Origin of the sequence: Sporosarcina sp. OR05, assembly GCF_041414805.1 — a bacterium.
Lineage (GTDB): Bacteria > Bacillota > Bacilli > Bacillales_A > Planococcaceae > Sporosarcina > Sporosarcina saromensis.
Genome location: NZ_JANKJL010000002.1, coordinates 81,025 through 106,954 on the forward strand (window position 1 = coordinate 81,025; position 25,930 = coordinate 106,954).

32 protein-coding genes and 1 riboswitch are annotated in these 25,930 nt (G+C 39.6%); of the genes, 28 read left to right on the forward strand and 4 right to left on the reverse strand.

Features of this window, described 5'->3' with window-relative positions; translation table 11 throughout:
• Positions 1 to 28: 28 nt before the first annotated feature.
• Positions 29 to 865, reverse strand: coding sequence for a KPN_02809 family neutral zinc metallopeptidase (gene ypfJ / locus NRI27_RS04650; protein WP_371389748.1), 837 nt, complete (start codon positions 863 to 865; stop codon positions 29 to 31).
• A gap of 121 nt (positions 866 to 986) precedes the next feature.
• On the reverse strand, positions 987 to 1,421 hold the full coding sequence (locus NRI27_RS04655; RefSeq protein ID WP_371389750.1) for a YusW family protein: 435 nt from the start codon (positions 1,419 to 1,421) through the stop codon (positions 987 to 989).
• 123 nt (positions 1,422 to 1,544) lie between these two features.
• Here NRI27_RS04655 and NRI27_RS04660 point away from each other — a divergent pair, with 123 nt between their 5' ends.
• From NRI27_RS04660 to NRI27_RS04670, 3 genes are all read left to right on the forward strand, one after another.
• Positions 1,545 to 1,781: a hypothetical protein gene (locus tag NRI27_RS04660; protein ID WP_371389751.1), complete on the forward strand. Its 237-nt coding sequence runs from the start codon at positions 1,545 to 1,547 to the stop codon at positions 1,779 to 1,781.
• Between the two features lie 234 nt (positions 1,782 to 2,015).
• Positions 2,016 to 2,945 (forward strand): heme o synthase, encoded by a 930-nt coding sequence (cyoE, locus tag NRI27_RS04665; RefSeq protein WP_317941882.1) that lies wholly within the window; start codon positions 2,016 to 2,018, stop codon positions 2,943 to 2,945.
• Between the two features lie 24 nt (positions 2,946 to 2,969).
• Complete coding sequence (locus NRI27_RS04670) at positions 2,970 to 3,131, forward strand: hypothetical protein (RefSeq protein ID WP_371389752.1); 162 nt, start codon at positions 2,970 to 2,972, stop codon at positions 3,129 to 3,131.
• Positions 3,132 to 3,187: 56 nt separating this feature from the next.
• Here the strand turns inward: NRI27_RS04670 and metE are convergent, their stop codons facing one another.
• The gene (gene metE / locus NRI27_RS04675) at positions 3,188 to 5,485 is read right to left on the reverse strand and encodes a 5-methyltetrahydropteroyltriglutamate--homocysteine S-methyltransferase (protein ID WP_371389753.1); all 2,298 of its coding nucleotides are present in this window, start codon (positions 5,483 to 5,485) and stop codon (positions 3,188 to 3,190) included.
• Positions 5,486 to 5,646: 161 nt separating this feature from the next.
• Positions 5,647 to 5,780, reverse strand: a riboswitch (cobalamin riboswitch).
• Between the two features lie 194 nt (positions 5,781 to 5,974).
• Between metE and NRI27_RS04680 the strand changes: the two genes are divergently transcribed.
• The 21 genes from NRI27_RS04680 (at position 5,975) to NRI27_RS04780 (ending at position 21,104) form a co-directional block, all read left to right on the forward strand.
• A complete protein-coding gene (locus tag NRI27_RS04680) occupies positions 5,975 to 6,613 on the forward strand; it encodes an SIMPL domain-containing protein (RefSeq protein WP_371389754.1) in 639 nt (212 codons plus the stop codon).
• Positions 6,614 to 6,734: 121 nt separating this feature from the next.
• Positions 6,735 to 7,193, forward strand: a complete 459-nt coding sequence (locus NRI27_RS04685; protein WP_317941878.1) for a GNAT family N-acetyltransferase — start codon at positions 6,735 to 6,737, stop codon at positions 7,191 to 7,193.
• Positions 7,190 to 7,960, forward strand: a complete 771-nt coding sequence (locus NRI27_RS04690) for an alpha/beta fold hydrolase (protein WP_371389756.1) — start codon at positions 7,190 to 7,192, stop codon at positions 7,958 to 7,960. The genes NRI27_RS04685 and NRI27_RS04690 overlap by 4 nt, the downstream gene beginning before the upstream one ends.
• Positions 7,961 to 7,974: 14 nt before the next feature.
• The gene (locus NRI27_RS04695) at positions 7,975 to 8,550 is read left to right on the forward strand and encodes an NUDIX hydrolase (RefSeq protein ID WP_317941876.1); all 576 of its coding nucleotides are present in this window, start codon (positions 7,975 to 7,977) and stop codon (positions 8,548 to 8,550) included.
• Entirely contained in the window at positions 8,547 to 9,083 is a 537-nt protein-coding gene (locus tag NRI27_RS04700) for a Rossmann-fold NAD(P)-binding domain-containing protein (protein WP_371389757.1), read from the forward strand. The genes NRI27_RS04695 and NRI27_RS04700 overlap by 4 nt, the downstream gene beginning before the upstream one ends.
• A gap of 15 nt (positions 9,084 to 9,098) precedes the next feature.
• A complete protein-coding gene (locus NRI27_RS04705; RefSeq protein ID WP_371389758.1) occupies positions 9,099 to 9,683 on the forward strand; it encodes a ribonuclease FAU-1 family protein in 585 nt (194 codons plus the stop codon).
• Between the two features lie 34 nt (positions 9,684 to 9,717).
• A complete protein-coding gene (locus NRI27_RS04710) occupies positions 9,718 to 10,002 on the forward strand; it encodes a tetratricopeptide repeat protein (protein WP_371389759.1) in 285 nt (94 codons plus the stop codon).
• A gap of 456 nt (positions 10,003 to 10,458) precedes the next feature.
• The gene (locus NRI27_RS04715; RefSeq protein WP_371389760.1) at positions 10,459 to 11,151 is read left to right on the forward strand and encodes an ABC transporter ATP-binding protein; all 693 of its coding nucleotides are present in this window, start codon (positions 10,459 to 10,461) and stop codon (positions 11,149 to 11,151) included.
• The gene (locus NRI27_RS04720) at positions 11,148 to 13,865 is read left to right on the forward strand and encodes an ABC transporter permease (RefSeq protein WP_371389762.1); all 2,718 of its coding nucleotides are present in this window, start codon (positions 11,148 to 11,150) and stop codon (positions 13,863 to 13,865) included. Before NRI27_RS04715 ends, NRI27_RS04720 begins: the two co-directional genes overlap by 4 nt.
• A 257-nt stretch (positions 13,866 to 14,122) precedes the next feature.
• Positions 14,123 to 14,419 carry a DUF2087 domain-containing protein gene (locus tag NRI27_RS04725; RefSeq protein ID WP_371389764.1) on the forward strand — a complete coding sequence of 99 codons (297 nt, stop codon included), beginning with the start codon at positions 14,123 to 14,125 and terminating at the stop codon, positions 14,417 to 14,419.
• Complete coding sequence (locus tag NRI27_RS04730) at positions 14,406 to 15,263, forward strand: hypothetical protein (protein WP_371389765.1); 858 nt, start codon at positions 14,406 to 14,408, stop codon at positions 15,261 to 15,263. Before NRI27_RS04725 ends, NRI27_RS04730 begins: the two co-directional genes overlap by 14 nt.
• 21 nt (positions 15,264 to 15,284) lie before the next feature.
• Positions 15,285 to 16,187 (forward strand): GNAT family N-acetyltransferase, encoded by a 903-nt coding sequence (locus tag NRI27_RS04735; protein WP_317941870.1) that lies wholly within the window; start codon positions 15,285 to 15,287, stop codon positions 16,185 to 16,187.
• A complete protein-coding gene (locus NRI27_RS04740; protein WP_371389766.1) occupies positions 16,184 to 16,777 on the forward strand; it encodes a nucleotidyltransferase family protein in 594 nt (197 codons plus the stop codon). Before NRI27_RS04735 ends, NRI27_RS04740 begins: the two co-directional genes overlap by 4 nt.
• Positions 16,767 to 17,897, forward strand: coding sequence for a DNA polymerase III subunit beta (gene dnaN / locus NRI27_RS04745; protein ID WP_371389767.1), 1,131 nt, complete (start codon positions 16,767 to 16,769; stop codon positions 17,895 to 17,897). The genes NRI27_RS04740 and dnaN overlap by 11 nt, the downstream gene beginning before the upstream one ends.
• 12 nt (positions 17,898 to 17,909) lie before the next feature.
• Positions 17,910 to 18,389: an NUDIX hydrolase gene (locus NRI27_RS04750; protein ID WP_371389768.1), complete on the forward strand. Its 480-nt coding sequence runs from the start codon at positions 17,910 to 17,912 to the stop codon at positions 18,387 to 18,389.
• A 25-nt stretch (positions 18,390 to 18,414) separates the two neighbouring features.
• Positions 18,415 to 18,864, forward strand: coding sequence for an SRPBCC family protein (locus NRI27_RS04755; RefSeq protein WP_371389769.1), 450 nt, complete (start codon positions 18,415 to 18,417; stop codon positions 18,862 to 18,864).
• Positions 18,865 to 18,876: 12 nt separating this feature from the next.
• Positions 18,877 to 19,317, forward strand: coding sequence for an ASCH domain-containing protein (locus NRI27_RS04760; protein WP_371389771.1), 441 nt, complete (start codon positions 18,877 to 18,879; stop codon positions 19,315 to 19,317).
• Positions 19,318 to 19,331: 14 nt separating this feature from the next.
• Entirely contained in the window at positions 19,332 to 19,763 is a 432-nt protein-coding gene (locus tag NRI27_RS04765; protein WP_371389772.1) for a VOC family protein, read from the forward strand.
• Between the two features lie 154 nt (positions 19,764 to 19,917).
• Positions 19,918 to 20,400, forward strand: coding sequence for an NUDIX hydrolase (locus NRI27_RS04770; RefSeq protein WP_371389774.1), 483 nt, complete (start codon positions 19,918 to 19,920; stop codon positions 20,398 to 20,400).
• Positions 20,378 to 20,719 carry a cupin gene (locus NRI27_RS04775; protein ID WP_371389775.1) on the forward strand — a complete coding sequence of 114 codons (342 nt, stop codon included), beginning with the start codon at positions 20,378 to 20,380 and terminating at the stop codon, positions 20,717 to 20,719. Before NRI27_RS04770 ends, NRI27_RS04775 begins: the two co-directional genes overlap by 23 nt.
• A 103-nt stretch (positions 20,720 to 20,822) precedes the next feature.
• Positions 20,823 to 21,104 (forward strand): hypothetical protein, encoded by a 282-nt coding sequence (locus NRI27_RS04780; protein WP_371389776.1) that lies wholly within the window; start codon positions 20,823 to 20,825, stop codon positions 21,102 to 21,104.
• A 329-nt stretch (positions 21,105 to 21,433) separates the two neighbouring features.
• On the opposite strand, the gene NRI27_RS04785 is transcribed toward NRI27_RS04780, so the two are convergent.
• Positions 21,434 to 21,598 (reverse strand): hypothetical protein, encoded by a 165-nt coding sequence (locus NRI27_RS04785; protein WP_317941863.1) that lies wholly within the window; start codon positions 21,596 to 21,598, stop codon positions 21,434 to 21,436.
• A 223-nt stretch (positions 21,599 to 21,821) separates the two neighbouring features.
• On the opposite strand from NRI27_RS04785, the gene NRI27_RS04790 reads away from it, so the two are divergent.
• From NRI27_RS04790 to NRI27_RS04805, 4 genes are all read left to right on the forward strand, one after another.
• Positions 21,822 to 22,616, forward strand: coding sequence for a VLRF1 family aeRF1-type release factor (locus NRI27_RS04790; protein WP_317941862.1), 795 nt, complete (start codon positions 21,822 to 21,824; stop codon positions 22,614 to 22,616).
• Between the two features lie 119 nt (positions 22,617 to 22,735).
• Positions 22,736 to 23,425 carry a hypothetical protein gene (locus NRI27_RS04795; protein WP_371389777.1) on the forward strand — a complete coding sequence of 230 codons (690 nt, stop codon included), beginning with the start codon at positions 22,736 to 22,738 and terminating at the stop codon, positions 23,423 to 23,425.
• Positions 23,426 to 23,526: 101 nt separating this feature from the next.
• The gene (locus tag NRI27_RS04800) at positions 23,527 to 23,928 is read left to right on the forward strand and encodes a DUF4870 domain-containing protein (RefSeq protein WP_371389778.1); all 402 of its coding nucleotides are present in this window, start codon (positions 23,527 to 23,529) and stop codon (positions 23,926 to 23,928) included.
• Positions 23,929 to 24,126: 198 nt separating this feature from the next.
• Positions 24,127 to 25,917: a S9 family peptidase gene (locus tag NRI27_RS04805; protein ID WP_371389779.1), complete on the forward strand. Its 1,791-nt coding sequence runs from the start codon at positions 24,127 to 24,129 to the stop codon at positions 25,915 to 25,917.
• Positions 25,918 to 25,930: the final 13 nt, after the last annotated feature.

Genomic DNA, 25,930 nt, shown 5'->3' on the forward strand with positions numbered 1-25,930 from the left:
GACCGAGCGAGATGTCTCGGTCGATTTGTTATAGATCGGGTGTACGAAATGTATCCCCTTCGTTGAGCTTGCCTGACGTAAACCCTCGATAAAACCATTTCTTCCGTTGTTCCGCTGTGCCGTGTGTAAAACTTTCAGGAACACTATAACCTTTAGTTCGTTGTTGAATTGTATCGTCTCCAACGGCACTCGCAGCGTTGAGCGCTTCTTCCAAATCGCCTTCTTCCACAACCCCCATAATGTTTGCGTGATGTGCCCACACGCCTGCAAAATAGTCAGCTTGTAGTTCTAGGCGAATGGAGTACTCATTATATTCCTCCTCGCTCACTTGCGCTCGTATACTCTCCATTTTATCGCTAGTTCCTACTAGTTTTTGTACATGGTGCCCGACTTCATGGGCCACGACATAGGCCATCGCGAAATCCCCTGGAGCATCAAATTTTGATTGCAGTTCATTAAAGAAACTTAAGTCAATATATAATTTCTCGTCTGCAGGACAATAAAAAGGTCCGACTGCTGAACCGGCTAGCCCACAAGCAGATTGCACACTTCCAGTGAATAAAACGAGCGTTGGTTCACGATACTCGAGTCCTTCCTCTTGAAATACGCGCGTCCACACCTCTTCGGTATCTGCTAATACGACTGAGACGAAATCAGCTAACTCTTTATCTTGCTCTGTTTCTACATAAGCTGTATTTGAAGGTTCGCCAGATAAGTTGCCAAGAAGTTCTCCAGGATCACCTCCGAGGAACATGACAATCAGAACAAGGACAATTCCGCCAATGCCTCCACCGACGAGCGTTTTTCCACCCATCCCTCTTCGGTCCTCCACATTTTGACTTTTTCTTCTGCCTTTCCATTCCATTAAACACCCTCCTCATCAACCGTTCATACATTAGCAATTTGCTTTGCTTTACCCACTTTTAAGTGAATTGAAGCGTTATGAAAAAAAGATATTGAATGCTGTTAAGCAATCAATATCCATGTCATTTTGAAAACATGATTTCTTTGCTGTCATGTCCTTTAAAAGTGATTTCAATTTTTATCATTTTGTAATCAGCGAACTCGAATGCTTCTGCAACTTGCTTGATCAATTCAGTTTCCTCTGTCTCTGGAGTAGGCTTCATTTTCTCAAGTGCATCGTTTATTTTGTCCAACGCTTTTTTACCATGTAGATGTACTTCGTCTTTCTTATGGGAATACTCTGCTTCAGATCGGTCTTTCTTCTCTGTGAAACTGGCGGAAAGCACTTCACTTTGTTCATTCGTATCAATAACGACTGAAAAAGCTGTAATGTCATATGTATCCACGATTTCTTTTGCTTCTTTGTCAGAAACAAGATTTTGATTGCTGCAAGCAAACAACATTGATGAAAGCACAGTAATTATAAAGAATCCAATTTTCTTCATTGTCCATGTCACGCCCTTTCATTCCTTCCTATATACTTAACATAACCGCTAATCTGCGAAGATATACTGTTAGTCATTTAACATGAAACTTCTGTGCAACATGTTCGTAGAATAGACAAGAAAGGGGAGTCATGTATGGAAACGAACCAAACGATGTCGCTAAAAGAGTGGATTATAACAATCATATTAATCACTTTGCCGATTGTTAATATTATCATGCTCATTATTTGGGCGACGGATAAACAAGAAAGACGAAATACTTTTGCGAAAGCCTATTTGATCGTTATGGGTTGTGTATTTGCATTTATTTTTGTGATTTATGCTGTCATTTTCTTCTTCGCAATTACATTCGGTTTGATGCTTGGACAATAATACATATTAAATGTATTACTTCATTTCGTACTGTTTGATATTGCAAGAAGAATAGAATTCTTTGTCGAAATCAGACAGGTGTCACATCTAACCACTTTTGAATTATTTGTGACGAACTAACTAGGAAAGTAAAGGATTTTCCAAATAAAAAGCGATAAACGTTTAAATTGTGTCGCTTGAAATGATATGATGGGGAGGATGATAATAGAGAATACCTCTAAGGAGCGTATATAGATGACGAAAGAAATGGATATTACTTTTAACGAAAAAAGTCCTGCGCTTGAGAATGAGCGATCAAGCACACTCATTGCAGATTTGAAATCACTATTTAAAGCACCCGTCCTACTTGCCAATGCGCTACCGGTATTTGTGGGATTTTGGCTTGCACTTCACTTCACGGGTGGATCATTGTTCGCTAACAGTAAGCTGTTTTGGCTAACGATAATCGGGAGTACCATCCTTATGGGCGGGGCACTCGTTTTGAATAATTGGTATGACGTTGATATCGACACAGTGATGAAACGTACGCAACAACGTCCAACTGTTACCGGGCATTTCTCATTAAGAACTGTATTAGGAATCGGAATTACAATGTCTGCAGTTGGTCTCATCATGTTACTGTTCACCACGTTTGAAGCAGCAGTATATGGATTCATTGGATGGTTTACGTATGTAGTGATGTATACGATGTGGACAAAGCGTAAATACACTTTGAATACGGTTATTGGAAGTGTTTCAGGAGCAGTTACGCCAATGATTGGGTGGGCGGCGATTGCACCGGCTTATCATATTGTCCCAATCATGCTGTTTATGATTTTGTTCATTTGGCAAATGCCGCATACATTCGCGATTGCAATGAGAAAATACAATGAGTACAAAGCTGCGAATGTTGCCATGTTGCCGGTTGTCCGCGGATTTAAGATGACGAAGCGCCAAATGTTTGTCTATATTGCGTGCTTACTGCCGTTGCCATTTTACTTAGGTTCATTAGGTATGGTGTTTATCATCCTTGCAACGATCTTGAACATCGGTTTCCTTGCTGTATCCATTCGAGGTTTCTTTACAAAAGACGATGATAAATGGGCATATGTCATGTTCATGTATTCGGTTAATTATATTGCGATTCTGTTTTTGTTAATGGTTGCTGTCACATTACCGATCTAATAATGAAGTGTGGAGGATGGGTGCATGAGAAGAAGGACCGTTCGTAAAGAGCAAAATGAACGTTATCGGTTTTCGGATTTTCTGTTAGATGTATTGTTTTTCATCCCAGAACTACTCTTTCTTCCATTTAGACTGCTTGTGTGGTTAGTAAGACCCTTGATTCGCTTTATTGGTGATTTTTGGTGATTATTTTTATAAACCAGTGCTCCTTCTCTTCAAATGTGAGAGAAGGAGCACTTTTTTTAGTTTGAACTTACTGCAGTGAGTTGTTCACGAACTTTTTTCGTTGCTGTAAGCATGTTTTCTAACGAAGCGACTGTTTCTTCTTTTTTCCTTGTTTTTAAGCCGCAGTCAGGGTTAATCCAGAACTGTTTCACGTCCAGAACTTCTAGTCCTTTTTCAATGATTTCCACCATTTCTTCTACAGATGGGACACGCGGGCTGTGAATATCGTAAACGCCTAATCCAATTCCTTTGTCATAATGGAACGTGTTAAATGCATGCACAAGTTCTCCATGGCTTCTTGACGTTTCAATGGAAATGACGTCAGCATCTAGTGCACTGATGGAATCGATGAAATGATTGAAATCACAATAGCACATATGGGTATGGATTTGCGTCGTATCTTGGACGGTAGCAGTGGAAATACGGAAAGCATTTACAGCCCAATCCAAGTATTCATTCCATTCGTCCTTCTTCAACGGTAAACCTTCTCGTAGTGCAGGCTCATCGACTTGAATCATATGAATACCTTCTGCTTCTAGCGCTTCAATTTCTTTTTGTAGGGCAAGAGCGATTTGGTACGTCACATCTTTAAGGGAAAGATCGTCACGTACAAATGACCAGTTCAACATCGTAACAGGGCCTGTCAGCATCCCTTTCATCGGCTTGTCCGTAAGAGATTGCGCATAGACCGATTCTTTGACAGTCATTGGTTCGACAAATGCAATATCTCCATAAATGATTGGCGGTTTTACACAACGGGATCCATAGGAAACGACCCAAGCTTTTTCTGTAAATACATAGCCGTCCAACTTTTCGCCGAAGTACTCGACCATATCTGTCCGTTCAAATTCACCGTGTACAAATACGTCTAGGCCAATCTTTTCTTGGATGTCGACCCATTGTTTAATTTCATCGAATACGAAATCACCATACTGTTGCTCCGTAATTTCACCTTTGCGCCATTTCGTACGCGTTGCACGTACTTCAGGTGTTTGAGGAAAACTTCCAATAGTAGTTGTCGGCAATAAAGGTAAGTTAAATGCATCTTCTTGTTTTACACGACGCTCTGCAAATGGTGTAGGGCGTTTACTTGGTACGTTACCGATGTTGTTGACGGCTTGCAAAACATCTTGGCGATTGCGAGCGGGTAATTGAGCAAGCTGTTCACATGCTTCAACACTTTCACGAAGTTCATGAACAATAGTGTCGGCTCCTTCGCGAACAGCTTTCACAAGAGTTGCTACTTCAACAATTTTTTCATCTGCGAAAGCAAGTGCCGTTTTAATGGTCGAGTCCAATTTTTGCTCGGATGCAATTGTCACAGGAACGTGTTGTAAGCTACAAGAAGGTTGAATCCATAAATTTTCAACTGACACATGTTGCTGAAGTGTATCTAATAACGCCAATTTGTTTTGCAAGTTTGCGCGCCAAATGTTTCGACCGTCAATCACGCCTGCTCCAAATACTTTATCAGCAGGGAAGCCATGCGCCTCTAGACTCTTTTGATTGTTTTTCAATCCGTGTACAAAATCCAAGCCAATCCCATCAACCGGAAGGGCAATTGTCTCTTCGTACCATTCAACTGAATCGAAATACGTTTGGATGAATAATTTACTTTGTGTGACCGCTTTTTGAAGTTGTGAATAGATTTCATGAACGGTTTTCATTTCATCCTGTGTAATAGTAGTGGAAAGGATCGGCTCATCCAATTGAATCCACTCGACTCCTTCCGCTTGCAATTCTACAAGTACTTTTTCGTAGAGTGGTAGTAATTGAAGTAAGAAAGCTGGAATATCTTTTGTCTCATAACCTTTAGAAAGCTTCAGGAATGTATACGGTCCAATGAGTACCGGCTTTCCTTCAATGCCAAGCTCTTGTTTTGCTTCACGGTATTCGATGAGGGGCTTGTTTTCGGTTACAGCCAGTTTGCGACCCTCATATTCAGGGACGATGTAGTGATAGTTTGTATCGAACCATTTTGTCATTTCGCACGCAACTGTAGACGCATTGCCACGTGCCATTGAGAAATATGTAGATAAAGGAACTTGCCCGCCATTCCAGCCATAACGTTCAGGAATCATTCCGAACATAACTGCTGTATCCAACACACGATCATAGAGCGTGAAGTCGCCAACGGGGATGAGGTCAATGCCGCTCTCTTTTTGTTTTTGTAAACGGGAAAGACGAATGTCTTTTGTTACCTGCAACAATTGTTCTTCACTTGTTTTGCCTGCCCAGAATGATTCTAACGCTCTCTTCCACTCACGGTTTTCACCGATATACGGATAGCCGATTGTACTACTAATTACTGTCATCTGTCTCGTCTCCTTCAATTTTGGATTTTTGTGCATAAAAAAATACATTTCTACGGAATGTTAGAAATGTACGTGTATCCCGATTTTCGGGTAAATGCATGCTTAAAAAGCACGCAATTCATTTGCGTATCGTCTAACACCTCCCCATTCACCGTAGGTTAGCAGCGTTGTTCAAATAGGCTGGTATCTGGCTTCGGCAATATGCCGTTACAGTGGCGGGACCGCGCCGGATTGAGCACCGGCTTCCCATTTAAGATCTGACCAAAATCAGACCACCTATTTCCATAGCTATTAGATTAGTAGTGATGCCTAAAGTTAGCATAGTAAAAAATATCTGTCAACTAAAGATTCGGATTTAGTAGCATTGCTAGAGGACTGATAGGTACAGGTTGCTAGGTTGTAAACGCTTACTAGAATGGAAATATCTTTTACTAGCACCTACTCATTTGGCATAGAGTAAAGAAACTGAATGAAGAAGGGAGAAGTTCGTTGTATTACCAGAACGTTTTTCGCCAACCGGTAAGGAAGATAACAGTCGTCGGTAATGGGCAGGTTGCTGTTGAACCAGATGTAGCAACCATTCAATTTGAAGTGCGTACTGTAGACGAGCAAGTCCGTGTGGCACAAGAAGAAAATGCCGCAATCATAAATCAAGTGATCCAATCGTTCGTACAACTAGGCATTCCTCGAGCGAATATACAAACCGTTTCATATACGATCTATCCAAAATATGATTACGTCGACGGGGAACAAGTATTTAGAGGATATGAAGTAAACAACGCCATTTCTGTGAAATTAACGAATATTGATCAAGTTGGCATTGTCAACGATACAGCGGTTGCGAACGGTGCAAATCGTGTTTCAAGCATCCAATTCAGCGTCGAAGATCCATCAATGTATGAACAAGAAGCCATTGTAGCTGCTTTGCAAGATGCACAGACGAAAGCCCAAACTATCGCAAATTCTATGCAACTGGCCGTTCCTCCTCAGCCAATAAGAATTGTAGAGGAAGTGAATCGTGTAAGTCCTACTCCGTATTATTCTGTCGCCGCAGAAAAATCAACAACACCCATTGAGAAAGGACAGTTAGTCATTACAGCGACGATGCGCGTTGACTATTCGTTTTAATGTAATGCCGAATCCGTCAGGAGGGATTCGGCTTACTTATACTGTTTTACTAGAATAAGCAGGCTTTTTGACAGACTTTGTAGAATGTAGAGATAGGTGAGAAAATTGAGGGGGGAAGTCTATGAATTATGTCGTTCAACAGATTGAGAACTTGCGCACGATTGATATTTCAAGGCTTGTGAAAGAAAGCGAAGATGAAGGATATCGTTTTGTTACTCGTTTAGTGAACGATTATGAAGACAGTTCAAATACATTCGACGAACGAGGGGAAGGGCTGTTTTGTGTTCAAAACAATACAGGTGAAGTCGTCGCTATCGGAGGCATCAATCAATCTCCTTTTTCAGAAAATCACGAGGTAGCTCGATTACGGAGATTTTATGTGTTACAAGCATATCGACGTCAGGGTGTCGGTACGTTGCTTCAAAACGCGATCATCAATCATGCCAAGAAGCACTTTAAAGAGATTACCGTTCGGACAGAATCAGCGAAAGCAGACGCATTTTATCGTGCATGTGGTTTTTCGTTCGATGATTCCGCTTCAGAAACGACGCACATTTTAAATTTTGATGATAAGGAATGAATGAAGTGATGCACTTTGAAGAATATGGTAATGAAAACGCACCTCTCCTGCTCTTTTTGCACGGGGGAGGTGTAGGGGGGTGGATGTGGGATAAGCAAATTGACGATTTCAGTCACTACCATTGTATCGTACCAACCCTTCAAGGACATGGAGTTAGAAGGAATGAAGAAGAATTTTCAATTCGGGGAAATGCAGAAGAGATGATTGACTTAATCAAAGAAAAGGGAGCTGGCAAGGACATACATATTATTGGCTTTTCAATTGGTGCTCAAATCTGTTTAGAGATGATTGATCTTGCGCCGACTCTTATTACGTCAGCAGTTATCAACAGTGCGACAGTCATTCCGATGAAATATGTATTACCATTAATTGCCCCGACAATCCTACTAACTTTTCCGTTGGTCAAAAGCCGATCATTTGCGAAAGTTCAAGCGAAGCAGCTTTATATGGATGGAGAATACTTCGAAAAATACTATGAAGACAGTGTGAAACTGAAACCATCAACGCTTATCCAAATGTTAAAGGAAAACATGTCATATGCACTTCCAGAAAATCGATCTAATAGTACAGTGAGAATTTTAGTGACAGTTGGTGAAAGAGAGACGAGAATACTAAAGAAATCGGTCAAACAAATCGTCGAACACTATGTAAACTGCAAAGAACTCTTTATTCCAAATATGGGACATGGTTTTCCAGTCGCACAACCTCAACTTTTCAATGAGGTTGTGGAGAAATGGATAACAAAAGGTAACGTACATAAGTTGTAAATGGGGGAATTACGTTGAAGAAATGGGAAGTATTAAACTCGGAGAACGTCTATCAATCACCATTTGGTAATTTACGGAGAGATACGTGCCAAATGCCGGACGGAACGATCATTCAAGATTATTATGTGAACGAATATGCAGATTGGGTAAATGCAATCGTCCTAACGAAGGAAAATGACATCATTCTCGTCGAGCAATACCGTCATCCTGGTGGAGATATATTCTTGGAAATCCCTGCAGGCAAAGTTGAAGAAGGGGAAACGTATGCGGAAGGAATTGTACGTGAGTTGCGCGAAGAGACAGGATATGTTTCTATGCAACAACCTATTCTATTAGGGGAATTCCTGGTGAATCCAGCGACGCAGACGAATAAAGTAATAACCTTTTTAATCAAAGATGCTTACTATGCGTTTGAGCAAGACTTGGATGAAACGGAAGTAATAGATGTAAAAAGGTATCCTTTTGAAAGTGTTGAAAAGATGATTCGAGAGAGACAAATTACGCAATTGTTTTCGGTAAGCGCATACTATCTAGCTAAGAATTATATAGAGATGAACAAAGGTACTCAACAGGAGGAAAAAGTCTATTGAGTCAACAGCATGTACTAGTTATCGGTGGGACTGGAATGTTAGCTGGCGTAAGCCGCTATTTAGCGAAAGAAGGATACATCGTTTCAGTTATTGGCAGGACTATTTGTAAATTAGACCAGCTAATAGAGGATTGTCCACCTCATTCAATCTATCCTATTCAAGCGGATTACAATACGGATACAATTTTCACAAAAGTAATAGATGCCATAAAGAATCGGGGACCCTTTAGTGTAATCGTCAGTTGGACGCCGAATTATCAAGCACTTGAAAGGATTTGTGAATTGAATGAACAGGAAGATACCTTTCGACTGATTCATGTTAAAGGGAGCAGAAGGTATTTTGATGATGAAGAAATACGCATTCCACTTAATTGTAATTATGAAAAGGTATTTTTAGGATTCGTGATGGAAACCGGAAACTCCAGATGGCTGACGCATGAAGAAATAGTAGATGGCGTCATCCAGCAAATGTTAGCGCCAATTGAAGATCGGATTGTTGGTCAATTACATCCTTATAGTCAACGGCCAAGCTAGAAAGGTGGAAAATGCTTGCTGAAACGAAAATATGGAAGTCGGTACGATTGGAAGCGTATTAGGAAGAAAAGGTATACAGAAACGTATAGGACCACTCCACAATTTACGGGGTATATTAGTTTATTTACAATGTGCGAAGTGGTTGAACCTCTCAACATGACTTATAAAGAGAGGACTGTTTGTATTGCGGATAAGGGATACAGTTGGTTGCAACATTTCCCTGAAGGTAAGCGCTATTCTGTAACGACTGTCTTTAATGCAGAAAATCAAATCGTCCAATGGTATATCGATATTTGCAAAAAAAATGGCTATTGTAGTGTGAACGGTCCCTGGATGGATGACTTATATTTAGATTTAATTGTCTTGCCAACAGGTGAAATAATAGAGAAAGATCAAGAAGAACTAGATGCAGCATTAAATACTCGAATTATTTCTAAACAAGATTACTTGCAAGCTTGGACTGACTTTAGGGAATTAAAAACTATGATTAAAGATGATCAATTCGCCCTTCTTGAAATGACCACAACGCATTTTGATGAGCTTTCTATGGGAATTGTGGATGACCAAGTGATTCCCTACTTGCCAATAATAGAAGGGTAACTATTCGGCAGAAGAAGTAAAGGAAGTGTGATGAATGAATAACGTTAAAAGAGCACTTCAATACCGTGATGAAGGAAAATTGCAGGAATCCAATGAATTGCTTCTTAAACTAGTAGTAAATGATCCGAATAACGCGGAATTGAATTACCAATGCGCTTGGAGTTTTGATGTGCTCGGTAAGGAAGCGGAAGCAGTACCTTTTTATGAGAAAGCACTTGAAATTGGATTGAATGATTCGGATACGTTAGGTGCAACCATTGGACTTGGCAGTACTTACCGAACGCTTGGCCAATATAAAAAATCGAAGTTAGTTTTCTAAAAGGGAATTGACCGCTTTCCTCACAACAATGCACTGAAAACATTCTACTCAATGACGTTGTACAATTTAGGCGAGAACAAAAAAGCAATGGAAATTCTTCTTACTTGTATCGTGGAGACTACAAATGACACAGATATAGCACTTTATAAGAGAGCTATTGGTTTCTACGCGGACAAACTGGATAAGACGTGGTATTAAAGAAAAAAATGGTATTTTTGTATTCATCAAGTTATCAATAAAGATAAACACTTTACTACGGTTACTATTGTTTGTCTAGTTTAAATAATTTGTTTTTTTTTTTTGCACAAACGTGTATGATAGACCTTGTGGGAATATTATTCCAGTTGTGTTGGGGGTCTAATATTATAATTAAGCCTGATAGAAAAATTCATCTATCAGGCTTCTCGGTTATGTAAACTGAAATCACTTTTTAATATGAGGGGGTATTAACAGGGTATGATCGCAGAAATTACATGTTCCGATTTAACAAAGTCCTATGTCGGAGATGGGGTAAAGACAAATGCAATTAACAACATTAATGTCACTTTTAAGAAAGAAGATTTTACAGCTATTGTAGGTTCTTCCGGATCAGGGAAATCGACATTGCTTAGCTTGCTTGGAACCTTGGACAAGCCATCTGAAGGAACTGTTCTATATGACAGCCTTGACATCATGAAAAAAAAGAAGAAGGATATTGCGGATTTCCGATTTAATGAAATCGGTTTCATTTTTCAACAGTTTCATCTTCTACCTACATTGACTGCACTAGAAAATGTGATGACTCCTCTGTTTTCTAGGAAGGTTCCCTATAATAAGCAAAAGCGAGCAATAGAAGTGCTCGCACAAGTAGGTTTGGAAGATAAGCTGAATTCTCTTCCTTCGCAATTGTCAGGGGGACAGCAGCAACGGGTAGCGATAGCTCGAGCTATTGTACATAAGCCAAGTTGGTTATTGGCGGATGAACCGACAGGGAATCTCGATACGGAAACTGGCGAACTAGTTCTAGAATTGCTACAGAATTTAAAGCAGGAAGTAGGGTGTGGTCTCATCGTAGTAACACATGACCCCGAACTTGCTGCAAAGGCTGACAGAGTTCTCACGATGAAGGATGGGCTTATACTATCAGACAAGATGGGTGCTAGCGTATGATTCGTCTCATTTGGCAAAGTTGGTGGAGGCGTAAAGAGCGTTTTCTGTTGTTGCTATTTGGAGCGTTGATTATAAGTGCTGGGTTATCCTATTTGATAGGTCTGTCTGAGACAAGTAAAGGGACAATTGTAGACGAACTGCAAAAACGTTGGTCGGCCTCCTATCATATTGTTGTACGCCCGGAAGGGTCGCGCAGTCTGACTGAAGCGGACAATTTACTTGACCCAAATTACTTGAGTGGACTTGACGGGGGAATTAGTCTTGCCCAATATGAACAAATTAAAGCAATCGAAAATATAGAAGTTGCCGCACCGATAGCGATGATTGGATATGGAACCTATAATCTGTACTTGGACAACTATGAGTTGGAAGACGAAGGGATTTATAGATTGATAGAAGAAGAAGTCATAAACGACGGAATCACTGAGAAACGAAATGAGACCCACTCCTACTTCACATATGGGAATGACGCCATTGTCCATCAGAAGTTCATAGAAAACGAAGGAGATTATTTTTTAGGTCCGATCTTCGAAAATATAGTAGTTGTGCGAAGTATTTTATTTGCTGGAATTGATCCTGAACAAGAAGCGAAATTAATTGGTTTGGACAAAGCGATTTTACAAAATGAGAATAATCATTACTTTACAAAGGAAGATGTTGCCGAAATAAAACCCCTTTACGATTCCGGATCAGATGATGTGCCAGATGTTTTTTCATTTCCAGTGATTTTTAGCAATACATCATATACTGATTTACAAACGAACTATACAATCGAAAAATTGGATCTGCCATTTGATAAGTCGGAAGCTTCAACTACACTTGAACGGGCCGAAGAAAATGGTGGCAGAGATTATTTGGATAAGCAACCCGGAACAGTTATAAGAAAGTATACCTATGACGATCAAGAAGTACTAGAAGAGCTCGGAAACAGTATGTCTGGTTATGATATGGTGACAGGTGACCCAGTCTATGAGAACCGATTGAAATTTGATTACATTACATTAGACAACCATCCAAGTCAGTTTCAATACAAACAAGTGGACAGCCCTTTCCAAGAAAGATGGCCGTATGCATATGAAATTGAAGTTCAGGAAAATGAAGGAATGCAAGGTGCTTACGAAGGCTTCCGAAAGATGAACTCTTTTATCGAGGATGGTATGGCTCCATTAATAGCACCATATTGGATTGGATTCTACGATCCGACCAACTTGGATATATCCAAGGATCCTTTGAATGAGCTGCCGATGGAAACGTATCGTCCTGCATCTGCAGAACTTGTACTTGATGGAGATCGAAACCCTGTAAATCCGCCGGAAACATTAAAGCCGGAAGTAAGTCCGGATAATTTTCTTGCAAATCCGCCCGGAATGCTTACAACAATTGAAGCTGCAGAGATGATACGAGGCGATCAACCGATATCCGCGATTCGAGTCAAGGTGGCAGGTGTTAGTGAGTTAACTGAAGACAGTCAAGAAACGCTTGATCTCATCGCTCGTGAAATTGAAGAAAAGACAGGTTTACTAACAGACATTACACTCGGTTCTTCGCCCCAACCTGCACTTACTAACATACCTTCAATTAATGGCAAACCTGAGTACGGTTGGTTGCAACAAATGTGGGTGAAACTAGGCTCTTCCTTTACGCTATTCAAGGAAGCGAAGATTGGGTATACAGGGATTATTTTCAGTGTAATAGTCGTCGCATCCTTATATGTATGGGCATCTAGTTTTGTCTCTTTACTTGCAAGGCGTAATGAGTTTGCAGTTATGGCGGCGGTTGGATGGCGACCTAGCCAAATTAGCCGATTGCTTGTTGTGGAATCTGCCTTGCTCGGCGTTTTTGTTGCAGCCGTGTCGTGGACGATTATTGGATTTGTTTACTTGACAGAAGATGTTTCGGTTTCGCCGTTACGTTTTTTGGCGACCGGGATTATTGCTTTTATCATATATATTATTGGTGCGGTAGTTCCTGCACTTATGGCAAGGAATATCTCTCCTTATTTGGCAATGCAAACAGGAGAAATATCAATATCTAAGAAACGCTTGCTTCATACTCGAGGCATATTATCCATGTCAGCCAATCATTTCCTTGGAAAGTGGAAACGAAGTTGGCTTTCAATTATCACGATTGCCTTGCCGACCAGTTTACTTGCCCTATTCATATATGTCGGTTTCAGACTAAAAGGCGTCATGTATACGACATGGCTCGGCCAGTATGTGGCACTTGAAGTTGGGCCGATACAATATATTGCAATAATCATCGCACTTGTTATCGCAGTATTGACGACTTTTGAAATTACTTGGCAAAATGTTGCAGAACGCGGTAAAGAAATCGCAATATTAAAGTCGGTTGGATGGAAAAATGGCACAATCAGAAAACTTATTTGGTCTGAAGGATTGTTTACAGGAATTTGCGCAGCCGTTCTTTCACTATTGTTAGCATTTGGTGCAATGTGGATTTTCTATGGAGAAATTCCGTTTGATGATTTCGGTATGATTGTTGTGACGGCATTAGTACCAATTATTGTTGGGGTACTTGGAACAGTTATCCCTGCTGAAAAAGCTGCAAGACTGGTTCCTATGCAAGGTTTAGTTGGTCAGTTTGGAAATGAAGTAAGTGAAGAAAAATGGATGCGCAAGTTTATTATTACGGTTTTTGCAGTCTTATTGTTGTTCGTTATTTATACTGCAGCCCGTTTCATTTTGTCAATTTGACCGTAGTTATGTTGAAGGAAAAGTAAGTAGGATAGAACTAAACTAAAATATCGTTTCCTTGTATAAATGGGATAGTTAGCACACATATCGTTACAAAGAAAAAATGCATGAAGTCGCATGATACTTCATGCATTTTTTAATTTCAACATTAATGTGAGATGAATGATTTAGAAAAGTTAGTCGCTTCCTGTGGTATAATTATCGAACGATGGGAATTTTTCTGAAATACTTACTAACCATCAGGAAGGACTGCTATTATGAATACTATATTTCGTGTAACAGACAGTGAAAGAGAAAAAGTATTAAAGAATTACTTTAAACAAGGCGTTGATGGACCGCTAGATATATTTCCAAGTAAAGACAAACGGAAATTTATAATCGCGCAAGAACTGATCAAACGGTTTCAAGTCGGGAAGGATTATCAAGAAGTAGAGATAAATTGCATCTTGAAAGAGGTATATCCTGACTTTGCGACCATCAGACGCTACTTCATTGATTATGAATTCATGAAGCGGAGTGATGATGGGAAGGTGTATTGGATTGAAAGCGAATAAAATCAAGACGCTGAATGAGGAGAATTTACTGTTTATTGAAAAGGTCTTTGCAAAACATTCCGATTTACAAGGTGCCTTAATTGCGAGTGCCAATTCTCCACGTAACTGTGGATTGTTTGAATTTTTGTCAGGGAATCGTCGTCCACTCATCGCTTCAATACATGAAAGCGAATGGCATCCTCACTGTGTCTATACGCGTCTTGCTTACGATCTTGATGAACCTGATTTACAGCTGCTTCAATTTTGTATCGAGTTCTTGCGAGATGAAATTGATAAACCATTGTTCTTCTTACTAGATGATCGTTTCAATGCATTAGCAAGCATTCTAGTGGAATTTGGATTCCAAATGATTCGGAAAACTGAAGTTGTACATATTCAACCAGCTACACATCATAGGAGTGACACCCCGCTTACAACAGTTGCACAAATTAGTGAAAATGTCGATTGCATGAACAGTTTAGTAGAAATAAGCAAACGTACATATACAGAAACGCATGTAAGTAATCCTGTCGGCAATCATCCGTTTCAATCATGGAGAGAAGTGGTTTTGGATGGACTGCTTTTGGATTATAGCTATGTTGTGCTTGATGGGGAAAAAGTACTTGCATTCAGTTTACTGTATGAAGGAGAGGAGAATAATTGGGAATTAGGCTGGGTAGGGGCTGATATCAATTCAAATCTATACTTATTAGATGCCATTCTTGCCCGACAACTTGCAGGTGCAAAGGAAAACAATATCGCCTTCATTGAAAAGGAAGTAGATTCAACTTGTCCTTATTCCCTTCATATTTGCAAATCGGTACCGTATGAAGTTGTTGAAACATTGTTTGCTTATGTCAACTAAACTTACAAAGGATGATAGACGATGAATATCCTCATTACACCACCTCGTAATAGGCAAGCGCTAGCAGCTTTTCTAGAAGAGATGAACACAGATCAAACAAAACACGTCGGCTATTGTGGAAATGTGAAGGAAGAGATTTACGATACGATTTCAACCGATTTTTCGGATTTGGACGTAGATCAATCCTTTGCAGTCGCTTATCAACATGATCGCATTGTTGGTGCAATCGGGCTGGATATCGACGAGGAGGACCTAAGTGCTGAAGTATGGGGTCCGTTTATTAGTGACGTAGCGGACCAGTCTAGTGTAGCTGAAGAGTTGTGGCGTAAAGTACTTGAATTTTCCGGTTTGCAACTATCAAACTTTTATTTTTTCCTCTCCAAAGAAAATCGTTTTGGACAACAGTTTGCTTTGGCACACGGAGGAGTTGAAAATGGTCACCATTCAATTCTACTTGCAAAGAAAAGTGACAAACGTGATGTAGATGGCAGTGGGATCCAGCTTTACATGCCGAAAGATTATCAAGATTTCAAGGAACTTCATGAACGTGAATTTCCGTCTACATACTTTAATGCAGAGCAAATAATTAATCGCCTAAGTGATACCCATAAATTGTTCATTGCTCGTACGAGTGACGGAAAAATGCAAGGCTATGTCTACGTGGAAGCACAACCAACACATCATGAAGGTTCGATTGAATACATTGCTATTTCCAATGACTTTCGCAAACAAGGCCTCGGTACAAAGCTACTAACCTTTGCGATGCAAGAGTTGTTTCAACATGACACCATTGAAGAAATTTCACTTTGCGTAGAAAGTGCAAACGAGCAAGCTCTGAAATTGTATCAAGCTGCAGGTTTCGAGGTGCTCCATGAGTTGATTAGTTATAAAATTAATCGTTTTAGTGGAGTTGTTTTAAGATGATCACCAATGAGTCACTCATTCAACTCATACAAGAAGACAAATGGATGTTGGATATATTAAAAAGTGCGCAGTCACTCAATCTACCGGATTGGTGGATATGCGCAGGATTTGTGCGAGCAAAAGTATGGGATGTGCTACACGGTTTCAGTGAAAGAACCCCTTTGCCTGATATTGATGTAATTTACTTCGATTCCACGGTGCAAAGTGCTGAACTTGAAAAAGAATATGAACAGACATTGCTTCACCTTCAACCTCATCTCCCATGGTCGGTGAAAAATCAAGCAAGAATGCATATTGTCAATAGAATTCCACCCTATGAATCATCTATAGATGCAATCTCCAAGTTTCCGGAAACTGCTACAGCGCTTGGGGTTAAACTGAATGATCATGGAAAAGTTGTCTTGGCGGCACCTCATGGTATTGAAGATGTCGTGAACTGTCAGGTGAAGCCAACACCGTACTTTACTCAAAGCGAGGAACAAATGGAGATTTACAAAGATCGAGTGATAAAGAAAAACTGGAAGGCTAGATGGAACAAGCTTGAAGTGTTTGGCATGGTAAGTAAGGAGGAATATGTCCGTGAATTTTAACGTAGATCATTCGATAGTATCGACAGTTGTTTCTGAACTTCATAAAGTTTGCATAGCTAGAAGTGTAATTCCGATTCTTTCAGGCATTAAAATTGTGGCAAGTAAAAATGGATTAAAACTAACCGGTGGCAATTCAGAGATATTCATTGAAAAGACAATCCCACTTGAGCTCAATGGTGAAAAAGTAGTTGAAGTCATTGAAGAGGGGAGTGTTGTCGTTCAGTCTAAATTCATTAATGAAATACTAAAAAAGCTGCCGGGGAACGTTCATATTCAAGCTGACCTGAATAATGCGATACGTATTCAATCCGATGAGGTAGTCATGAAGATTCCAGGATTTTGTGCTGAAGAATACCCAAAGTTACCGGAAGTCCATGCTCAACAATCCGTTGAGTTACCACTTAAAACAGTAAAAGAAGCAATTCAACAAACAATCTTTGCTGTTTCAAAAAATGATGCTAAACCTGTTCTTACAGGTGTAAGGATGGAATTTGAAAAGGGTAAACTCATATGTATTGCGACCGATTCCAATCGAATGTCTCGCTGTGAGCTGCCAATAGCATCTCAATTAAATAAAGCATTTGTCGTACCTTCTGCTAGCATGCTGGAGGTTGTAAATTTGAAGGAGGCTGACGCTACGAACCTTAGCATCCTTCAAGAAGGTAACTTACTTGTAATGGAAACTGAGCATACGAAACTGGTTTCGGTATTAATTGAAGGCAACTATCCAGTAACACAAGGGTTAATTCCGACATGTTTTATGTCCTCTATTACATTACATCGAAAAGCTTTACAAAATGGTGTAGATCGGGCTTGCGTTTTCTCGAGAGAGTTAAAACATAACAATGTGTTATTGAAGCTTTGTGATCGAACAACCATTAGTATTTCTTCAAGTTCTACAGAAATGGGCATGATTGAAGAACGACAGAAGGTTGAGCGTATGGAAGGGTTGGATTTATTCGAGATCACGCTTGATGGGAAGTATTTAGTAGAGGCGTTGAGAGGAATTAAAGAGGAGTTTGTTGAAATACAGTATAATGGTGCAATGAAGCCGATTGTTATTAAACCGGCACAAAGTAATACATATGTACAGCTCATTTCACCACGCCGAACACATTAATAGGAGGCTATCATGGGATACATAGAAGACTTGCGGAGCATTGTAGGACACCGACCGCTCATTTTTGTCGGATCTGTCGTAGTTGTAGTCGATAACAAAGGGAGAATTTTATTGCAACAAAGAAAATTTCCCGAAGGTGCATGGGGCATTCCAGGAGGATTAATGGAACTAGGTGAATCGACAGAGGATGTAGCAAAACGTGAATTGTATGAAGAAACACGGTTACAGGTAGAGGATTTAACATTAATCAATGTCTACTCTGGACCCGAGCACTTCATAAAAGCGGCCAATGGCGATGAATTCTATGTCGTAACGACTGCCTATTATGCAGAGCATGCAAAAGGGGACGTCGTCGTTGATGAAACTGAGTCGTTCGCTTTCCATTATTTTTATCCCAATGAATTTCCTGAAGGAATTGTGAAAAGTCATCAAGCGATATTGGATGAATTTCTGTTGAAACATTATTCGTCTTTACGTGTAGTTGCTAAATGACAAAGAACATACGAGGAGAATGAAAATGAAACAATGGACAAGGGAAATTGAAATTGATGCACCGATCGAACATGTATGGAAGTACTTGGACGGTTCTTTAGAGAATATGCAAAAAATCATGCCACAAGTGGTTTCAAATGACCCGGTTTTGATTACCGAAGAGGTAGTTGGCAGTGTGTATTTGCAAAAATATCGGGAAGGCAAACGTGTCATGGAGTATGAAGTAAAAACATTGGAGTATATAGATTCTCCTAATGAGAAAAAGCTGAAAGTAGGTTTTGCGCTTGCTAATATGTTTGACATTACAGCTCGCTATCAATTAATCAAGTTGAATGAAGAGCGAACGAAATTAATTTATACAGCAACAAATGATCCGTTAAAATGGTTTGTGAAATTATTCTTGATGTTTGCAAACGATAAAGTCGTTGTAGAATTTGTCGAACGTGTAAAACGAGTAGCTGAAAGTGAAAAGTGAGGGGAAGCAATCATGAATGAAGCAGCAAAGACCTACTGGGAAAGCTATTGGGGTGACAAAGAACCACCAGCATCTGTAAGTGCCTGGATGTTCGGAGATACACCTGATGAGCTTGCACAGTTAGTCATTGACCAGAAAAAAACAGCAACATGCTCAGCACATATTCTGTATGAATTAGAAAATGAACCACTTCCTACAACTGAGGATTACAGTGTAATTCTAAACAGTAAAGAAGAACCCGTTGCAATCATAAAAACTGTGAACGTTGAAATCGTTCCGATGAATGAAGTGACTGAAGAATTTGCATTGGCGGAAGGTGAAGGAACCTATGAAGAATGGAAAGCCGCACACGTTCGCTTTTTCAAACAAGAATTAAAAGAAGTCCATCGGTCGTATTCGGAGGATATGCTCCTTGTCTGTGAAAGGTTTACATTGATTGACGTAAAAAAATGAGTGGAGGTATGGGTATGAGTCCAAAGTTAGAAAGAGTAGGTACGACATATATTCCGGTAAAAGATGTGGAGAAAGCAGCCCAGTGGTATGTAGAAAAACTGGATGCGCAGTTAAATTATCGGGATGAAGATAAGGCGATTTTGAACTTAGCCGATCAAAGTTTCTTCCTCGTAAAGTCAAAAGAAAACGAAACGGCGAACTTCTATGATGCGAAAGGGAACGAGCGTTTTTCACTTACTTTTGAAGTAGATGGTTTACAAGCGTTAGAAAGTTTACGTGAACATTTCATTGAATCTGATGTAACAGTAGGTGAGATTGAAAATAGAGGGCATGCCGGCCGCAATTTTGTCTTTCAAGACCTAGATGGCAATCAGTATGACGTGTGGAGCGAGTTAAGCCCTTCATTTAAAAATCGTCAACGCGACGAAAGTCTAACCAACAGCTGAATCAACTGATTTTGTAGTTGAACAGTAGGGGAACGATCTTAAGACAGAATGATGGTATTACTACTTTTTACTGGATAAATTTGTGTGAAATACGGACTTATATTATAGATGTTAGTATTACTATATATCATTAACCATCATTAGGGGGATTCACTTGGGCTATGTTAGTAAACTCAGAGAACTCATCGGTACCCATCCTATTATTATGGTAGGAGCCAATGTATTGGTAGTGGATGAGGAAAATCGATTGCTTTTACAATTACGAGCGGATAATAAATGTTGGGGTTTACCTGGAGGATCAATGGACCTCGGGGAATCCTTAGAAGAAGTTGCAAGACGTGAACTCTTCGAAGAGACTAATTTAGTAGCTAATGAATTAACATTATTTAATATTTTCTCTGGTGAAAAATTCTACTATAAATATCCTCATGGTGATGAAGTATACAATGTCGTTGCAACTTTTGTTTGTAAAGATTATGAAGGGGAAGTAAAGAAGGATGAGCTGGAAGTGTTGGACTTGAGATTCTTTCCAATCGAAAATCTTCCTACAAAAATTAGCCCACCTGATTTTCCGATTATTAACCAATACGCTGCTAGTCAAGGAGGCATGAAAGGTGAAGATTATTCGATTAGATGAAATACAAGGGAAAAGCATTAGCCAATACGACTCTAATTTCATCATGAGAAAAATCCTTATGACCGATAAGAACGCTCATGTCGGAATGATGCAGCTGGATGAAGGGGGAATCGTAGGTTACCATGATGCAACAGTTCCACAACTGCTCATCATCCTCGATGGGGAAGGTTGGGTCCGTTCCGGAGAAGATGAAAAAGTAAAGGTCGTAGTAGGGGATGTTGTTTTATGGGAAAAAGGGGAAGGGCACGAAACGACTTCAGATCAGGGAATGAAAGCAATTGTTATTGAATCAGAAGGATTGGATTTTGGTTCGTTTTAAGGAGGATGAACGAATAAGGTAGATTGCATTTTTCGTATAAGGGGCATTGTTTTTCCTAAATTGGAGATAATAAACCCAAATACAATATTGGGTGTTGAAATCGGTGAAAAGGAAATTTCTTCTTGTGGTTTTGTTTAGTATAGGATTTTGTGGCTTGCATGATGAATCAATAAATGCGAAAACAAACGTTCCTCCTTCTTTTGAGGAGAAAATTACTGAAGGTAAACAACTCACACCTATAGAAAGCCAATTAATGTCTTTTTTGAATGGTTTGATGGTAAACGAGCCAAAACAAGCTATTGAGTTATGGATATTAGGTGTGAATAATCGTAGTGGTGCTGTTCAATATGCGATGTTGTCCCCAGCGCTCCGCAAACAATCATGAAGTAAATTTGAGGAAACTCATTGGATAACAGGTCAGTCTAGTCCTTCAGTTAGTAATTTTCGTTTCACCAACGTAGAAAAGCTTAGCGAAACGCAAATGCGATATACTGTAGTATATGATTTATTCGCATCCTATGGAGACTTTGGTGGAGGACAGAAGATGATAACCGTGGAGAAGAATTTAGAACCTTTTTTAGAGTATTGGTTTATTACATCCATCCTAACAGAATATAACGAGTGGGAAGCATTTACACCAGCTGAGACGGTTGTCAAATAGTACACGTAAACCCCGCACTTCCATAGCAAATAGAAGTGCGGGGTTGTTTTTCCTTATGGCCATCTAACTTGTTTTTTCTTCCTTCTGTCTTGGCGTAATTCTGCAAATTCCTTTGCGATTTCCTCTTGCATATCTTTCGGTTTGATCTTTTGATTTTTAGGTGTCTGTGGCAAGGAACTTGCGTTGTTTCCTCCCGTTTTGTGCTCGTCTTTTCCCACAAGTAACAGCTCCTTTTATAAAGTAGTGTTCAATATAATATGGCTTTGGGGATCGTTTTTTATGCTTAGATGATTTGCCAGCGTATTGGTAGGATAACTAGATGTAATTCATATTGGCATCACTTTCCCATGGAATAAAATCCACATGTGCCTGCTTTCGTTTTACGATATCGTCGTTGGGGTATGCTACAAAAGAGCATACTTTTAAGGAGGTTCGGGATACATGTCACTAAGTGAAGAATTGAAAAAACTTAAAGAATTTAAGTGCGATTCACGTTGTGTGTTGAGTGTTTATTTGAACACAAACCCTGCTGACCCGGAGCAACAAAACGGTGCCTGGAGAATTCATTTGAAAAATGGATTGAAGCGGATCACCGAGTATTTGGAAGCCTCTCAAGATGAAAAGGAAATAAAAGCGTATAAAAAATTGAAAGACAAAGTGATGAAAGAAATTGAAGACAATCAAAACGACTTAAACAAAGGCGTCGTAATTTTTGCTGCTGATGACCCTGAACTGTGGTCCGTTCATTATGTTCAAGTACAAGTGAAGACGAGTTTTCATTGGGAAGACCATCCGGTCGTTGAAGAAATGGAATATATGTTAAAAGCATATCCTGAAGCGGGAATTGTATTACCAAGCTTTGGGGAAGTGCGCATCCTGGACACATCAATGGGCTTTGTAAATGGCGAGAAGTCGTATGCGTTTGATTCAGGATTAGAAGTATGGAGAGAGCAGAAAGGGTTAAATTCATCCTATCAAAGAGGAACTGGTGGCAGCCATTCCGATGATTTGGATCAGCGCTTAAAAGAAAACTTAGAACGTTTTTATAAAGAAATGGGCGAGATTGTTGAGAAGATGAGGAAAGAATTAAAATGGAAAGAGATCTATGTCGTCGGTGAGGCTGAACTTGCCAATTCTTTTGCCAGCTCATTAAAAGAAAAACCAACGAATTGTATTAACAAAAATTTAATTAATGTAGAACCAAGAAAAATTCTACATCAAGTATTTGAGAAATAAGGACACTTATAAACCGTTCCTCATATGAGGAGCGGTTTTGTCTTGGTTGCCGATAGCCGGACGGAATGAACGTTTTCGACATATCATACAGAAATGAGAAGACAAGGAGGTTGAATGAAATGGGGCTATTTATCAATAAGACACATCACCAAAATCTTCTGGCAGGCAGCCGTCCATCTGACGAATCCAATCAACAATCGTATCGGTCTGATTCCTTGTCAGCGCTTTTAAAAGAGCAGCAAAACGTACTGGAAGCGATGAAAAATCAACAACAAGCAATTGAAAAAAAGGTTGGCAAACAGCATCGCCTTCAAACAGACCGGTGGACGACGACGAGGATGCGAATAGATGAAGTGTTGGACAATCAGGAACAACAATTCCAATTCGAACAAGATGCTCTTCAAGCGATAGAGCAATTACAACGGCAAAATATAAATCTTCAAGATGTATTGCAACAAAAAAGTTCAGTACATGACGAACTCGTTCATCAAATTGAAACGTTGACTTATTCGAATGAACAACTAATGAGTCGGTTAAACAAGCTTGATGAGGACCAAGAAGTGATGTTGAGTAAGATGGACGAACAAATAGAAAAGCAAAATCAATTTGCGACAAGCCTACAAGAACAACAAACCGTTCAATCTAGAATTGTTGAGCGATTAGACAATCAAGAAGGATTGATTGATAAAATCTTGAGGCAGCTAGATTACTTTCGTTCGATATTGTACGAACGCACACATTTCATCTCTGAAAAAATTGACAACAGCATTTCATCTCTGAAAAAATTGACAACAGCATTTCGTTCCTGAGTAATAGAAAAACAGAATCAAAATGAGACCAAGAAAGCTGATGAAATTCGGTATCATTCTCTCTCTACGTCAATATAGTATGTAAAAGGGGAGGGAAGGATTTGTCGACTGAAGAAAAAGAGTCTGTAGAACAAACAGAATCAAAAACAGAGTTATTACCTGCATCTGCAGACGCTGAGAAAAAAACATCTATTGGGTTGACTGAAAATGTAGGAGGAATGCTTAGTTATATTTTCATTATCGGGATCGTCTTTTTATTTATCGAAAAAGAGAACCGATTCATCCGTTTTCATGCATTGCAGTCCATCTTTCTGACAATAGCTGTCTTTTTAGCAAGTGTTGTTTTAGGATTTATTCCAATTATCGGTTGGGTTGCAAACTTGTTGTTAGGACCACTTGCTTTTGCGTTAGTGATTTTCATGATGGTGCAAGCGTATCAAGGGAAGTTTTATAAACTGCCGTTTATTGGAGAATTAGTGGAGAAACAACTTGATAGTGTTTGATGAGAGAGCTGTCCCCGTTATGAAGGACAGCTTTTTCAATTTGTTAGTATTTACTAAAACTCGTTATAAATAATTTGCAATTGCTATTTATAATTTAAGGTGTAAATTATTACGCTATTCTCTAAAAAGTGAAAAGTAGATTAAGATAATGTTATACTTAGTTGCATGTAGGAAAGTACCTAAAAAGGGGATGAAACAATGGTCGTATTTGCACAACCGACAGTGGAACAGTTTTTTAGAACGTATGCCATAACCAATTTTGCGCTTAACAGTGACGAAACGAAATTGATTTTCAATACCAACTTGAACGGAAAGATGAATTTGTGGGCAATGGATCTTCCTAGCTCGTATCCGTATTTATTTGCTCAACGAGATGAATCTTGCAACTTTATAAAATTTGGACCAGCAAATGACTATGTACTTGCTGGGTTTGATAAAGATGGCGATGAAAATTACCAAATCTATGCGATTCCATTTGAAGGTGGGTTACCCCATCCATTAATAACGGGCGAACCGAATGAGAAATATTATTTTAGTCATTTAAGTGAAGATGGAAAACGCATCTATTATGTCACTTCAGAAGATAATCCATCGTACTTGAATACACATATGCGTAACTTGGAGACGGATGTAGATACACTGATTCACATTGGAGAAGTGTCACCGACTGAGCTTGCTGCTGTGTCGGATGATGAGCAGGCATTTGTTTATTCCCAAGCGTTTGCGAATACGTATGTCGTCAGTTTTGTGAAACTCGGTGAAGATACATTTCATTTAACGCCTGATCCTCAACAAGTACATGTTGCGTATGACGCAGTTTTTACAGACAATGACACGATTCATTTTGTGACTGATTATGAAAGTGATCACAAGTATATCGCGAAATTTGAGTTATCCTCGAAGACCTTTACAAAAGTGTTAGAGGTCGAAGGGGAAAGCATCCAAACGATTAAGTGGAATAAAGAGAAGAACGATTTGTATTTCTTAACGACGAAAGGTGTAACTGATCAGCTCTATCGCTATTCGCTCATCACTGCTTCTATTGAAGAGTGCAAGCTCCCTGTCGATGTGATTGATCAGATTCACTATACAAAGGCCGGAAATATCTATGTATTAGGAAGAAGTGCAACGGTGCCGCAAAATATTTATTCGTCTATCGACGGGAAAGTGTGGAGTCGTCTGACGGAAAATCGAGTACTTGGTGTGAGCGAAGAAGGTATGGTTGAACCGGATGTCGTTTCGTACAAATCATTTGACGGTATGGAAATTGAAGCATTGTTATTTAAAGCGAAGCCCGAAAATGACAATGGTTTTACAATCTTTTGGCCACATGGTGGTCCACAAGCGTCCGAGCGTAAGATGTTCCGTTCAATGTTCCAATGTTTCTTACATCGTGGCTATACAATTTTTGCGCCAAATTTCCGAGGAAGCACAGGCTATGGTTCTGCATTTACAAAGATGGTCGAACAAGATTGGGGAGAAGGTCCTCGCCTTGATTGCCTAGCAGGAATAGACTGGCTTGTTGAAAACGGTATTACGGATAGTGATCGTCTTTTCCTTGTCGGTGGTAGTTATGGTGGTTACATGGCATTGCTTTTACACGGACGCCATGCAGAGCGCTTTAAAGCTGTAGTTGATATTTTTGGACCATCAGATCTATTCACGTTTGTCAATTCAGTCCCTCCGCACTGGAAGCCAATTATGGAACGGTGGTTAGGTGACCCTGAACTTGATAAAGAACGTTTCATCAAAGATTCACCTGTTACGTATTTAGACGGAATGACAAAACCAATGCTCGTTATACAAGGTGCAAAAGATCCACGTGTCGTTAAAGAGGAATCGGATCAAATCGTTGCTAAATTACAAGAAAAAGGCAGAGATGTTGAATACCTTGTTTTGGATGATGAAGGACACGGATTCTCTAAGAAAGAAAATGAGATTAAGGTGTATTCGCTTATGCTTGGTTTTTTGGAAAAGCATCAGCAATAAAAGGGAAACAGCT